Origin of the sequence: Microbacterium sp. NC79 (assembly GCF_019061125.1) — a bacterium.
Classification (GTDB): Bacteria; Actinomycetota; Actinomycetes; order Actinomycetales; family Microbacteriaceae; genus Microbacterium.
This window is the reverse complement of sequence record NZ_JAHQYI010000001.1, coordinates 381,397-395,247: the sequence shown is the minus strand read 5'-3', so window position 1 is coordinate 395,247 and position 13,851 is coordinate 381,397. Positions and strand designations below refer to the sequence as shown.

At 63.8% G+C, this 13,851-nt stretch carries 13 protein-coding genes; 2 read left to right on the top strand and 11 right to left on the bottom strand.

Features of this window, described 5'->3' with window-relative positions; genetic code table 11:
• Positions 1-42 precede the first annotated feature (42 nt).
• From KTJ77_RS01750 to KTJ77_RS01725, 6 genes are all read right to left on the bottom strand, one after another.
• The gene (locus KTJ77_RS01750; protein WP_217338285.1) at positions 43-948 is read right to left on the bottom strand and encodes a 1,4-dihydroxy-2-naphthoate polyprenyltransferase; all 906 of its coding nucleotides are present in this window, start codon (positions 946-948) and stop codon (positions 43-45) included.
• Between the two features lie 260 nt (positions 949-1,208).
• On the bottom strand, positions 1,209-3,368 hold the full coding sequence (locus KTJ77_RS01745; RefSeq protein ID WP_217336799.1) for an FtsX-like permease family protein: 2,160 nt from the start codon (positions 3,366-3,368) through the stop codon (positions 1,209-1,211).
• Positions 3,365-4,054, bottom strand: coding sequence for an ABC transporter ATP-binding protein (locus KTJ77_RS01740; protein WP_217336798.1), 690 nt, complete (start codon positions 4,052-4,054; stop codon positions 3,365-3,367). Before KTJ77_RS01740 ends, KTJ77_RS01745 begins: the two co-directional genes overlap by 4 nt.
• A complete protein-coding gene (locus KTJ77_RS01735) occupies positions 4,051-4,575 on the bottom strand; it encodes a PadR family transcriptional regulator (protein WP_217336797.1) in 525 nt (174 codons plus the stop codon). Before KTJ77_RS01735 ends, KTJ77_RS01740 begins: the two co-directional genes overlap by 4 nt.
• 91 nt (positions 4,576-4,666) lie before the next feature.
• Positions 4,667-5,782, bottom strand: a complete 1,116-nt coding sequence (locus tag KTJ77_RS01730; protein WP_217336796.1) for an AMP-binding protein — start codon at positions 5,780-5,782, stop codon at positions 4,667-4,669.
• Between the two features lie 29 nt (positions 5,783-5,811).
• A complete protein-coding gene (locus KTJ77_RS01725) occupies positions 5,812-6,720 on the bottom strand; it encodes a 1,4-dihydroxy-2-naphthoyl-CoA synthase (protein ID WP_217336795.1) in 909 nt (302 codons plus the stop codon).
• An 85-nt stretch (positions 6,721-6,805) separates the two neighbouring features.
• On the opposite strand from KTJ77_RS01725, the gene KTJ77_RS01720 reads away from it, so the two are divergent.
• Entirely contained in the window at positions 6,806-7,798 is a 993-nt protein-coding gene (locus KTJ77_RS01720) for an o-succinylbenzoate synthase (protein ID WP_217336794.1), read from the top strand.
• A 2-nt stretch (positions 7,799-7,800) separates the two neighbouring features.
• Entirely contained in the window at positions 7,801-9,117 is a 1,317-nt protein-coding gene (locus KTJ77_RS01715; RefSeq protein WP_217336793.1) for an LCP family protein, read from the top strand.
• Between the two features lie 58 nt (positions 9,118-9,175).
• Here KTJ77_RS01715 and ccsB read toward each other — a convergent pair whose 3' ends face one another.
• The 5 genes from ccsB to KTJ77_RS01690 are packed head-to-tail and all read right to left on the bottom strand — an operon-like array spanning position 9,176 to position 13,816.
• Entirely contained in the window at positions 9,176-10,186 is a 1,011-nt protein-coding gene (gene ccsB / locus KTJ77_RS01710; RefSeq protein ID WP_217336792.1) for a c-type cytochrome biogenesis protein CcsB, read from the bottom strand.
• A gap of 4 nt (positions 10,187-10,190) precedes the next feature.
• Positions 10,191-11,867, bottom strand: a complete 1,677-nt coding sequence (locus tag KTJ77_RS01705) for a cytochrome c biogenesis protein ResB (protein ID WP_217336791.1) — start codon at positions 11,865-11,867, stop codon at positions 10,191-10,193.
• Positions 11,848-12,591, bottom strand: a complete 744-nt coding sequence (locus tag KTJ77_RS01700; RefSeq protein WP_217336790.1) for a cytochrome c biogenesis protein CcdA — start codon at positions 12,589-12,591, stop codon at positions 11,848-11,850. Before KTJ77_RS01700 ends, KTJ77_RS01705 begins: the two co-directional genes overlap by 20 nt.
• Positions 12,588-13,190: a TlpA disulfide reductase family protein gene (locus tag KTJ77_RS01695; RefSeq protein ID WP_217336789.1), complete on the bottom strand. Its 603-nt coding sequence runs from the start codon at positions 13,188-13,190 to the stop codon at positions 12,588-12,590. Before KTJ77_RS01695 ends, KTJ77_RS01700 begins: the two co-directional genes overlap by 4 nt.
• A complete protein-coding gene (locus tag KTJ77_RS01690) occupies positions 13,187-13,816 on the bottom strand; it encodes a histidine phosphatase family protein (protein WP_217336788.1) in 630 nt (209 codons plus the stop codon). The genes KTJ77_RS01695 and KTJ77_RS01690 overlap by 4 nt, the downstream gene beginning before the upstream one ends.
• Between the last annotated feature and the right edge of the window lie 35 nt (positions 13,817-13,851).

The following is a 13,851-nucleotide window of genomic DNA, read 5'->3' as shown; positions in this document are numbered from 1 at the left end:
GATGTCGTACCCCGTGCCGAAGTTAGCCGAAGTTAGCCGACGTTAGCCGACGACGCCGACCGGAGTGCCGAAGAAGGTCCAGGCGATGAAGATTGCCCAGATCAGCGCGGTGAATGACGTCAGCGCCAGGCAGGTGACGAGTTCGCGCGCCGTGCGGTACGTCCACACGATGAGGAGGGCCGGGAGCGCGGCGAGCAACGCCATAAGCGACATCCACGCAAACGGATAGAACATGGCAAACCACACGCTGAGGCCAAACGGCAGCAGCAGGAACAACGAGAACAGAACCTGCGTCGGCACCTTACCGATGAACACGGTCAGGGTGCGCTTGCCTGCTTCCCGATCCTGCTCAATATCACGCAGGTTATTTGCGAGCAGCACTGCACAGGCGAGAAGGCCGATGGCAACTGCGGAGAACCATGCTTCTTGCGGGAGAAACTGCACCTGCGCCCATGTGGTTCCGAGCGTCGCAACCAGGCCGAAGAAGATGAAGACGAATACTTCGCCCAGGGCGTTGTAGCCGTATGGGCGTTTGCCGCCCGTGTAGAACCACGCTGCGACAATAGCGACGGCACCGACCGCGAGGAACCACCACTGCTGCGTGCGAATCGTGATCGCGAGGCCGGCGATTGCCGCGAGCGCGAAGAACACCAGCGCGACGGTGAGCACGCTCTTCGCGGTCGCTTTACCCGACCCCACCAGACGGCCGGGGCCGACCCGGAACTGATCGGTGCCGCGGATTCCGTCGCTGTAGTCGTTGGCGTAGTTCACGCCGATCTGCAGGAACACCGCAACGGCGAGGCACGCGAGCGCGATGACCCAGTGAAACTCCCGGTTGACCAGCATGGCTGCACCCGTGCCGACGACGACGGGCGCGATGCTCAGTGGCAGCGTGCGCAGGCGGGCACCCGCAATCCAATCGCCTGGCGTCGCGCGACGCTCCTCCATCTGGGCGGTGTGTGCCCGCACGACGCCACGCTTCGCGGGGTTACCGGAAACTCCCTGACGCGGCTTGCGGGTTTTCTTCTGGGTGCTCACAATCGTTGATCCTACGGCTCACGTGCGTGGTTTCTCGTGAAACACACTTTGGTCGGCGAGACACTTGGTCCCGCGTCGTGTCTCGCCGACCAAAATGTGTCTCGCGCCTGGGGGAAGGTTCCGGAACCACGGAGCTGTTCGCAAGCGGTGGTTCCGGAACCACGGAGCGGTTACTCGAAGCGGGTGACCTCACCGGAGGTGGCGCGACGGGCGGCGGGGAAGGCCGCCAGCACGGCGAGGAGCGACAGCGCAAGAGTGGCGGCGATCACCAGGTAGTACTCGAGGGGCGGGGGCGTGATGCTGCGGGCACCAAAGCTAAGACCGACCACAATGATGGCCCCCACGCCGTAGCCGACGAGTGCCGCGAGTGCGACGGCGGCCGCCAACGGGACCACGGCCTCCCGCATCATGATGCCCTTGACGGCCCGGAACGGCATTCCGGTCAGGCGCATGAGGCCGAGCGTGCGGCGTCGGTCGCGCACAGCGGAGATCGTCGCCGCCGCGAGCGCCACTGCTGAAACGCCTGCCGCGACCAGAATGCCGAGGATCGCGAGCGAGCGATACTCGCGCGCTGTCGAGGAGTTGAGGTGATCGTACTCGGCGCGAGTCGCCGGGGTTCCCATGGCGGCCGAACTGTCAGCGAGCACGGTGCGCACGAGTTCGCGCGCGACGTCACTGTCGGTTGCAACGAAGAGCCCGAGCAGGCGAGTCTCGTCGACGTGACCCATTGCGCCGGAAATGACGGCCGGTCCGCCAAAGGGGTAAACGTCGACGGCGGGTTGCTCCTCGCTGGTGACAACACCGACAGAAGCGAGATCCTCACGAGTGGTCACGTTGCCGCCATCAGTGGATGACGCGTAAATGCGTGCAACACCAGTGACGCCATCGAGATGCGCGATCGTGTCTGCGAGCGCGACATTGTGCGCGCTTCGCTCTGCGACGAGGTCCGCGTCGGGCTGGGGAGACGAGAACGACATCGTCGGGTCTTGCAGCGCGACCATCAAGACGTCGTCGGGAAGGTATCCATCGCCCTCCCCCGCGATGCCCTCGCGCACGGAGGTCACGCCCGACATGAACAGGGATACCAAGAACACCGCGATGACGACACCGCTGACAGCCCGAAAGATCTGCCTGGGATGGCGTCCGATTCGCGCGTATGCCATCACACCAGCGGCCGATCGCGCACGCCGGTGCGCGAAGCGCGCGATGCTCTGAGTGAGGATTGGCCCGATCATCAGCACGCCGATCGCGGTGACCGCGAACGCTGCGACGAGGCCATAAATGCCGATCATCTGCCCCGGCCCGATAAACACAAAGATCATGGTGATCACACCGAGAGCGAGCACAACCACCCGCCACATGCTGAGCTTCTTCTCTGCGCGGTCGCGCACCGATGACGGCTGTGCATCGGCGCGAGCGGCGCGCACAGCAGCGACCGTTGCAAAAGCGAGCGGAACCACGACAGTCGCGACGAGTGCCTCCCACGGTTCCAGCCGCACATCGTCCGGGAAGAGCCGGGAACCATTGATCGACACCAGTGAGGTCGGAATCGCCGCCAACCAGGCAAGAAGCACGCCCGCGATGGTTCCGATCAGGGCGACAACGCCCGCTTCAACAGCGGCAAAACGAGCGCGGTCGGCCGCGGTGGCGCCCAGGAGGTGAAATGCGCGCATGCGCGCGGTGCGATCGATCGATCCAAACGAGGTGACAATGCCCAGGAGCATCGCGACCGGAATGAGCACAGCCACGGCACCCAAGAGCGCGATGGCTTCGTAAGCGAATGAGGCGTAGCGGTATCCGTTAAGTTCCGAGACAACACTGTAGGTGTCGTCAACCCGCGTCTCATCAACACCGACCACGGCGACGAGTGCATCCGGCCCTGCCAGCACACGATCAGGCAGCGTGCCGCGCACGGTACCGAAGCGGTCGCCAAGTTCAGCGGGCGGAGCCGTCTTGATGAGTTCCGCAAGTGCTGGCGACACCCACGAGGTTCCGGCCGGCACCCCGTCGCGGGTTCCCGGAATATCCATCTCCGGGTCATCCGCTCCATACACATAAAGAACAGAGATCGCCCGGCCATCGAAGACGTCGGTCTTGCCGCGCGCCGCAATCTGATCGGCAGTCAGCGTCGTTTCTGGCGTCCAGAATTCGGATGACATTGGAGACATCCACGTCGACCGCTCGCTGCGGTCGCCGAGACCTGTGAACCCGGCCCACAGCAGCGCTGCGAGCATCACACCGACGGCGACGCCGGCCGCCATGCCAATCAGACGGCGTCGATCGGCGGGCCCTGGCGCAACCGCAATGCGCAGTGCTGAGCGGACGGTCATGCGTCTGCTCCCCCGGAGTCGCTCGCGACGCGGCCATCGCGCACGATGATCTCGCGATCAGCGAAGGCGGCAGTGCGCGGGTCGTGCGTGACGATAATCAGCGTGGTTCCGCTCTCTCGCACGACCTTCATGAGCGCCGTCATTACCTTTTCGGAGGTGAGGGTGTCGAGAGCGCCGGTCGGCTCATCAGCAAAGATCACACCAGGTGATCCCGCCATGGCGCGGGCAATGGCGACGCGCTGTGCTTGCCCGCCGGAGAGGAGCGCCGGAACCTCGTGGCCGTGATCGGCAACGTCCAGCATCTCGAGATAGGTCGTTGCTTGCGCGGTGGCTTCGGCGCGGCTGATGCCCCTCAGCAACAGGGGAAGCGCAACGTTTTCCAGTGCCGTGACATCAGGAATCAGCTGGCCAAACTGAAACACAAACCCGAAGGCGTCGAGGCGCAGCTTCGCGCGGTCCGAATCCGGCAGGTTGTCGATGCGGTTGCCGTGAAAGTGCACCTCGCCGCCGTCGATGCCGACGACGCCCGCGAGCGCGTGCAGCAGTGTCGACTTGCCGGAGCCACTCGGCCCCATGATCGCGACAGCCTCACCCGCGTGAATCGTGAGGTCAACGCCCTGCAGCGCCGGCTGTGGACCAAACGATTTCGTGACGCCGTGGGCCGTGAGAAGCGGAACCCGGTTCATGCTGTTACCTCCGAACGCAGCTCGCCGAGGCGAGCGATGGTGATGTCGATCCAGCGGAGATCCGCCTCGATGTGAAAAAGCGTGTAGTCGGCGAGGAGCGCCGCGCCGATGTCGGCGGTCAGTTTCTGCCGTGTCAGTTCGCGCATGCGTGCCATGTGTGCGGCGCGTTGCGCGTCAAGAATGTGCTGCGCGTCATCACCGTTGATGATCGCGATCACGGTCTTGGCGAACAGGTTGGACTGCATCGCCTCATTTGGCACGTCTGGGGTGGTGATCCACTCGGTGATCGCCTTTCTCCCCGCGTCGGTCACCGCATATTTCTTGCGGTCAGGGCCTTCGCCTGCCTCGTCACCGACGGCCTCAATCTTGCCGTCGCGAAGCAACCGCGCGAGTGTTGCGTATACCTGCCCAAAGGCGAGCGCCTTGCGCGCGCCAAAGAGTCGGTCGTAGTCGTGCTTCAGGTCATACCCGTAGCTCGCCCGCACCCCCAACAGCCCCAGTAGGGCCTTCGAACTCTCCATACACCGAGCGTATACACCGAATGTATAGTTGCGCAAGTGTTTCGTCGCCGGGTGATGAGGCACGGGAATACTCGGCCTTGAAGGTGCCCGCCTACAGCCGGGCGGCGATGGTGCGACGGTCGGGTTTGCCAGACGACAGCGTCGGCAGCGGAACCATAACAACAATGCGCGCAGGGCGGCCAGCAACACCGACAGCGCCTTCCGCCGCGGCTCGCACCTCGCCTATCAGTCCGGGGCGATCCGACTCGACCACGAGCACCGGAACCTGTCCCCACCGCTCGTCATCGGCTGCGACAATCACGCCACGTTCCGCGCCGGGAACGCTGCGCACGGCCCGCTCGACCCGGTCGAGCGACACGTTTACGCCACCGGAAATCAGCACATTGTCGATGCGACCGGTAACCGACACGAGGCCGTCATCGACGCTTCCGGCGTCACCTGTGCGATACCACCGCACGCCATCATCAAGAACAAATGTCGCCGCGGTCAGCGCCTCATTGCCCCAGTACCCGTCGGCCAGCATCGGGCCCGAAATCTGTAGTTCGCCGTCAACGACGCGCACGTTGACGTTCGGGAGCGGCGCCTGGTCGTAGGCGCAGCCGCCAGCCGTTTCCGATGAACCGTACGTGCGGACCACATTCAACGAAAGTTCCCGCGCACGCTCCGCCATCGCCTCGGGAAGCGCCTGCCCGCCCACCAAAATTGCGGCAAACGACCGGGCAGCCCCAACAACAGCGGGGTCTTCGGCCTCTTCCAAAAGTGTCTGCAGCTGTGCAGGAACCAGCGACGTGTACCGCGGAGCGCCTGGCGCCACGCGCGCCATCTCAGAAGCCGCACGAATAAACGCATCAGCGGTGAAGTGTCCGTCCAGATACGTCGGCTCATGCCCCGCAATCACCGACCGCGCCAGCACCTGGAGCCCGGCAACGTAGGTCGCAGGCAGCGCCAGCATCCACGCGCCCTCGCCCAGACGCTCCATCGTCGACATTGCCGATGCCGTCAGCGCTGCCCGCGACAGCACGACGCTCTTCGGCTCCCCCGTCGATCCCGACGTCGTGACCACCGCAATGGTTCCGGCAGGCAGCTCATCAGCGCGTGAAATTTCACCGCCAAGCAGAACCGGCCCGCCCGAGCCGTTGAACGTCGCCTTCACCGCCGCATACACGTCACGCGGGTCGGCGTCGGCGTCAAACACCGCAGGACTCATAAGGGCTCCGGAACCAGGGGGCTGAGAAATTAGAAGTGGTACGGGTACGCCGACCAGTCGGGGTCGCGCTTCTGCAAGAACGAGTCGCGGCCCTCGACAGCTTCGTCGGTGCCGTAGGCGAGTCGCGTCGCCTCACCTGCGAAGACCTGCTGGCCGACCATGCCGTCATCGACCGCGTTGAACGCGAACTTCAGCATGCGAATCGCGGTCGGCGACTTCGTGAGAATCGTGCGCGCCATCTTGATGGCCTCAACCTCGAGCTCGGCGTGCGGCACGACCTTGTTGACGGCACCCATTTCGTAGGCACGCTGGGCGGAATACTCCTCGGCGAGGAAGAACACTTCGCGGGCGATCTTTTGCCCCACCTGACGCGCCATGTACGCCGAGCCGTAACCGGCGTCGAACGAGCCGACATCAGCGTCGGTCTGCTTGAATTTGCCATGCTCGGCCGACGCGATCGACAGGTCGCACACGATGTGCAGGGAGTGCCCGCCACCAGCCGCCCACCCCGGAATCACCGCAATAACAACCTTCGGCATGAAGCGAATGAGGCGCTGCACCTCAAGAATGTGCAGGCGACCGGCACGCGCCGAGTCTTGCACCGTGGTCTCATCTTCGGAGTACTTGTAGCCATCGCGGCCACGAATGCGCTGGTCGCCGCCGGAGCAGAACGCCCAGCCGCCATCCTTCGGGCTGGGGCCGTTACCGGTCAGCAGCACCGCACCGATGCGCGGGTCTTGACGCGCGCTGTCGAGCGCGCGGTACAGCTCATCGACGGTGTGCGGACGAAACGCATTGCGCACCTCAGGGCGGTCAAACGCGATGCGCGCGATGGTTCCATCCTTCGACACGTGCGCCGTAATGTCGGTGAAGTTTTCAGCGCCCGGCGCGAGGTTCCACTCATTGGCATCGAACAGGTCTGACACGGCGTCAGTCATGGCTACCTCCCGGGCTTAACACTGCCTCCAGCCTAGTCCGGCTCTGATCCCACCAAACCCGTGCCCAGGGGGCCACAATGGAGCCATGACTCTGCCCCCGCTCGACGATATCCTCGGCTCTCTCCGTGTCGTCGCTCTTCCGTTGGCCGTGCGCTTTCGCGGTGTCGATGTGCGCGAAGCCGCCCTCTTCGAGGGGCCAGAGGGGTGGACCGAATTCAGTCCCTTCGTGGAGTACGACGACGATGAGTCAGCGACGTGGCTCGCCGGCGCGATCGACTATGGCTGGCGCGCGGTGCCTGTAGCGAAGCGGAACCATGTGCCGGTGAATGCGACGGTGCCTGCGGTCGCGGCAGATAGGGTCGCGGCGGTGCTGGCCCGTTTCGACGGCTGCCGCACCGCGAAAGTCAAAGTAGCCGAGGCCGGGCAATCTCTCGCGGATGACATCGCACGTGTGCGTGCTGTGCGCGAGGTCATGGGTCCGGATGGCCGCATTCGTGTTGACGCGAACGCGGGCTGGAACGTTGACCAGGCGGAGCGCGCAATTCACGCTCTCGCCGAGTACGACCTCGAATACGTCGAGCAGCCGTGCGCAACCGTCGAAGAACTCCATGATATTCGAAAGCGCGTGAAGTACTCCGGAATTCCGATCGCTGCCGACGAGAGCGTGCGAAAGGCCGCAGACCCGCTCGCCGTCGCCCGCGCCGGCGCGGCCGACCTCATCATCGTGAAAGCGCAGCCGCTCGGCGGCGTGCACCGCGCACTCGAGATCGTCGCCGAAACGGGGCTCGCCGCCGTCGTCTCCTCCGCGCTCGATACCGCGATCGGCCTGCGCATGGGCGCAGCCCTCGCCGCCGCCCTGCCCGAGCTCGACTACGACTGTGGGCTCGGCACCGCCTCACTTTTCCGCGCCGATGTTGGCGACTCGCGCCCGCACGGCGGCGTCATTTCTGCGGAACGTCTCACCCCCGATGCGGCGTCTCTCGCCACGCACGCTGCCGACGACGACCGCGCACACTGGTGGCGCAACCGGATTGAACGGTGCTACCGCTTGCTGGAGAGCGCGGGCACCGAGAACTAACCATGGAGACCGAGTGGAGTGCCGTCGTTAGTGACGGTTCCACCGTGCCCGTCACTAGCCGTGGACGGCGACGCGCCCGCGCCCCGCTGGCACAGCACACCAGCTTCAAACGCCACACCGTGGTTCCGCGACTCTTGCGCACCCTCGCGGTGATGCTCGCCACCGTTCTGATCGCGGCAGGCAGCGTCGCTGCGACGATCGCCAGCACGTGGGTCACCACGCTCACGACAAACTCAGTCGCCCTCGCTGGCGAACCTGCCAACGCTCCCAATATCGCCGAGCTGCAGGGCGGCGCGAACATTCTGCTGATGGGCGTGGACGCCTGTGAGGAGGAGATCAAAGACCTCTTCGGTGACCGGTGCAAGAATCCTGAGGAGGAGGCAACGCTCAACGATGTCAATATCGTCGTGCACATTTCGGCCGAGCCGCGCCGCGTTATCGCGATCACATTTCCTCGTGATCTCATCGTCGATGCCCCGGAGTGCACCACGCCACGGGGTGCGATCCTGCCTGCGCAAGAGGGCATCATGATCAACGCGCTGTACGAATACGGCGGCATCTCATGCGTGGCACAGACGATCGAAGCCCTGTCCGGCGGCGTCCTCGACATTCAATTCGGCGCGATGATCACGTGGGCAGGCGTCATTGAACTAACGAGCGCCATCGGCGGCGTCGAGGTGTGCGTTGCGGAGCGCATCCGCGACCCGCACACCGGTCTCGACCTGGCAGCGGGGCTGCACACGCTCGAGGGTTTTCAGGCGCTGCAGTTTTTGCGCACCCGGTATGGCTTGGAGGGCGAGAGCGACGTTGCCCGCGTGGGCAACCAGCAGGTTTATATGTCAGCGCTGGTGCGAAAGATCATGAGCGAGCGCGTTCTCACCGACCTGCCGATGGTGCTGCGCCTCGCCCAGACCACGATCGATGCAGTGACGCCCACGACGGCGCTCGCCAACCCGGCAACGATCGTGCAGCTCGCGATGGCGATGAAGGATGTGCCGCTTGACGAGTTTACGTTTGTGAAATATCCGGTGGCCGATGCGCCATGGGACAAAGACCGCCTCATTCCCCTCGAAGACGACGCGGCCGTTCTGTTCCAGGCGATCGCCGATAATCGCCGCCTGGTCGTGCAGAACGATGGCGGCGAGTACGGCGGCGCGGTGATCACCGTCCCCAGCACGACGCCGTCGGCGACGCCCTCCGCGGTTCCGGAACCATCAGCAAGCGCCGGAACCAGCACAGACGCTGATGAGGTGCTGTTGCCGCTGACTGTGACGGGCTTCACGCCCGCCGACAATGCGTGCTCCAACGGCGGCGGGTAATTCATCGGAGAAACAACAAAAGACCGGCACGAGGCCGGTCTTTCGCTGGTGAGAACGCTTAGTTCGCGGTCGTCAGACCCGAGTAGGCGTGCAATCCCTTGAAGAAGATGTTCACAATCGTGAAGTTGAACAGCACGGCGCTGAAGCCAACGATGGAGAGCCATGCCGAGCGGTTGCCGCGCCAGCCACGCGTTGCGCGGGCGTGGATGTATCCGGCGTAGAGAACCCAGATCACAAATGTCCAGACTTCCTTGGTGTCAAAGCCCCAGTAGCGGCCCCACGCGTCGTTCGCCCAGACAGATCCGGCGATGAGTGTGAAGGTCCAGAGGATGAAACCAACGATCGAGAAACGGTAGGCGAGGCCTTCCAGGTTGTCTGCCGTGGGCAGCGTGTCAAGGAACGACTTCTTCAGCGCCAGCTCGGGGTTGGCCTTCTTCGCCTCACGACGTGCCTGCATGAGCTGCAGAATCGACAGGCTACACGCCAGTGCGAAGAACGCCGTTGACAGGGTCGCCACGAATACGTGAATGACGAGCCAGACCGAGCGCAACGGGTCAGCCAGCGGAGCGACCACAACGTAGAACGCAACAGCCGAGCCGCCCAGCAGCACGACGACGAGCCCGGTAATGAAGGTTCCGAGGAACTTCAGGTCGTATTTGAGGTTGACGACCAAGTACACAACGATCATCAGCACCGTGCCGGTCATCGCGAACTCGTACATGTTCGACCACGGCACGCGGCCAGCAGCCATACCGCGCAGCACGGTGCCGGCAATGTGGAACAGCACGGCAAGCGTGGTGAGGGCCGTCGCGATACGCGCCAGCCTGTTCACGCCCGGCTTTGCAGCCGCAGCGGAAGAAGCGACGGCCGGTGCGGTGGCAGACGCGGTGCCACCACCAACAAGCACGGCTTCGCGCTGTTTCGTGCGTTCCAGGCGCGCGTCGGCCGAGACTTGCGCGCGACGCGCCAGGTCAAACACATAGACCAGGAAAGCGGACGCGTAAATCGCGATCGCGGTCCAGATCATCAGAACGGAATAGTTGTCCAGTTCAACGACGTTCGGCGACATGGGCTTAGTTTACTTTCGATGAGGTGAGGGCGGCTTGGTGCTTTTCGGCAAGCTGCTCGACGACGGTGGCGAGTTGCGGGTCTTCGCCGCGGGCGAGGCCCGCGTATTCCAGCTTCACGTGGTCACCGTCGATGGTGGCCTTCACCCAGACCCGGCGGCGCGGAACAAACAGCGCCATGCCGAGACCAGCCATGGCCAACAGCGCAAACAGCAACACATAGGTGGTGGTCGGGTCGTGGTGGAACGACAGTGACACGTAACGGGTGACGGACTTTGAATAGTCTCCCGCTTCAACGGCAGCCGGATCCTTCGCGTCAAAGCTGATGGTTCCGAGTCCGTTTGGCAAATCTGCCGTCTCGCCAGGCATCAGCTGAATAGAATCGGCACCCGAGGCGCTGTTGCGGCCGGTGAGCTTGACCATCTCTTCGACGTTCAGCGTGTACACGTTGCGCGGCGTGCCGTCGTCGATGCCGAGGTCACCCGCGTACACGTCGAGCGTGAGCACCGGTGCAAAAAGGTCGGGGAAGCGCGAGGTCAGGGCACCGGAGTCGAGCTGCGCGACCGTCGGGTAGAAAAAGCCCTGCAGACCGAGCTGTTCGTCAAGACCATCAGTGATCTTGACGACGCCGGTGGACGTCATGTTGTCGTCCTGCGGGAGGAAGGGCACGTCATCCGTGAAGACGACATCGCCGTCGGCGTTGCGCACCGTGATGGTGGGGGCGTAGCCGTTGCCCATCAGGAAGATGCGGTCTCCCTCATACCCGAGCGGGTGGTTGACGCGAATCGTTTCCTGGGTGGGCTCTTCGCCCGGTCGCTTGACGCTCAGGTGTGCAGCGAAGTCACCGGCCATACCGGTGTCGTGGTAGGTGACATCGAACGAATCCAGCGTCATCGCGTACGGTGTCAACGCTTCGTCAGAAACAAAGCGTCCCTTGTTCATCGAGTTGTAGCTGAGCAACGAGTTAACGAACGTTTCACCCTCGCGAATGACCGTCTGCCCGTTGTACGTGACTCCGCCACCGATGCCGACCGCGATTAGTACGCCGACGAGCGAAACGTGAAACAGCAGGTTTCCGGTCTCTCGCATGTAGCCACGCTCAGCCGAGACCGAGTACGTGCCCTTGCCGTCGTACCGCTCGACGCGGTAGCCAGACGACTTGAGTTGCTTCTCGGCAAGGTCGACCGCTTCCGCCGCAGCGGTGGCGGGCTCACCCGGTGCTTCAAAGAGATCTTCGCGGTAGTCCTCGAGGCGTGCGAGGCGAGCCGGTGTGCGAGGCGGGTGCGTGCGCAGCGACTTCGCGTGGTGCTTCGTGCGCGGAATGATGCAGCCGATCAGCGAAATGAACAGCAGAATGTAGATCGCCGAGAACCAGGGCGACGCGTAGACGTCAAAAAGGCTCAGCCAGTCGAGCACCGCAAACAGCTGCGGGTCGTTCTGCTGGTACTGCACGACACCGTTCGGGTCGGCGGAACGCTGCGGAAAAATGGAACCAGGAATCGCCGCGAGCGCCATCATCAGCAACAGCACGATCGCCGTGCGCATGCTGGTCAGTTGACGCCAGCCCCAGCGGGCCCAGCCCACAATGCCCAGAGCCGGTGCCGCAATGACATCCTCTGAGTCAATGTGGTCGGCTGGCCGCAGCGGATCTGCCGCGGTGTTCTTAGAGGGGGAGCTGGACACTATCCATCACCGATCCGAGTCGAGTCATCCAGATGGTCCATAGCCCGGAGACCATGAGCACACCCATGATGATGAGGAGCACACCGCCCGTAATGTTCACGGCGCGGATATGGCGGCGGAAGAATCCGACCACCTTGGTTGCCCAGCCGAAGCCGAGGGCGAGAAGAATAAACGGAATACCGAGGCCCAGCGAGTACACAACGCCGAGAATCGCGGCGCGGCCCGGGTCACCCACGTTCCACGACAGCGCCATGATGGCGCCGAGCGTCGGCCCCATGCACGGCGACCAACCAATGCCGATGGCGATGCCGAGCAGAGGCGCTCCCCACAGTCCCATTTGCTTTTGTGGCATTGGCTTCACGGTGCGTTGGAACAGCGAGAAGAACCCGATGAATACGAGACCCATGACGATGACGGCCACACCGAGAATGCGGGTGGCGACGTCGGCATAGCGCACGAAGTTCTGCGCGGCAACGCCGGTGAGCGTGACCAGCGCGACGAAGACAATGGTGAATCCGAGAATGAACAGCAGCACACCGAGCAGCAGCCGCCCACGCCGCGTCTTGCCGTTATCGTCGGCCGAGACAGCCCCAGAAATGTAACCGAGGTAGCCGGGCACAATCGGCAGCACGCAGGGAGAGAGAAACGAGATCAGACCGGCGAGCAGCGCGATAGGAAGCGCTGCCCACAGCGTTCCGGTGAGAACGATCCCCTCGGGACTCACGATTCTTCCGTGAGTTCACGCACAAGCGTGCTGAGAATTGATTCGTCAGGCACCGCGCTGATGATGCGCGCCGCTGCCCGCCCCTGCTTGTCAAGGATGATGGTGGTCGGCGTTGCCGTCATGGGCGCCACCGCGGCAAACGCGAGTTCAACCTCGCCGGTCTTGACGTCCAGGATGCTGGGGTAGGTCACGCCAAAGTTGTCGGCGAAAGACAGCGCGGTATCTGCCAGGTCGCTCGTGTTGACGCCGATGAAGCTGACGCCCGCGTCTTTGTACTCCTGGTGGACGGCTTCCAGCACGGGAGCCTCGACACGGCAGGGGCCGCACGCCGCGTACCAAAAGTTCACCACCACGACGTCGCCGAGGAGCTCATTCGAGCTGACGGCGTCGCCATATTCGGTCTCGCCCTCGAAGACGATGGGCTCTCCGCGCTGGGACTCGGGAATCTCAACGACCTGGTAGGTGTCGGTGATGTAGCCGGAGTTACCGCCGTTTAAGAACTGTTCGGTCGCCGGGTCCGTCGGCGAGCACGCGCTCAAAGCGAGAGCGGTGCCAGCCACCATGATCGAGGCGATCGTCTTCTTCATGCGCGAGGTCATACCGCTCCTACATCCACAGCAGAATCCGTCGCAGCCGGCTCCGCATACGCAACTTCGCGCCACGTGGTTCCGCGGCGTTCAAAAGAGGTCACACTCGAGAGGGCACACCGACGCGACCGCGGGTCATGTGCGAGCTTTTCCCCAGCCACAGAGAGGTGGGCGATCCAGATCGGCGCCTGGTGCGAAACGATGACGACGTCGCCCCCGGAGGTCGAGTCCCAGGCGTCATCCATGGCCGCCCGCATGCGCGACTCCATCGAGCGGAACGGCTCGCCCCAGCTGGGAAGCGAAGGGCGGCGCAAGTGAAGCCAATTAAGAGGGTTGCGCAGTGCCTTACGCATCTGCGTGCCCTCGAAAACGTTGGTGGGCTCAATGACGCGTTCATCAATCACCGGCGTCAACCGATAGGCAAGCGCCCACGGTTGTGCTGATTCCTGTGCTCGCTGCAACGGTGAGCAAATCAAGCGTGTGACGGTGCGACCTTCGCCCTGCACGTAGTCAGCGGCCGCCTGCGCCATCTCTCGCCCGCTCTCGCTCAGGCGGTATCCGGGAAGGCGACCGTACAGCACGCCCTCGGGGTTAAAAACCTCGCCGTGGCGCACGAGATGGATTCGATCAGCGGGCACGTGATCAGTCTACGTTGGGGGTGTCTGAATACCCC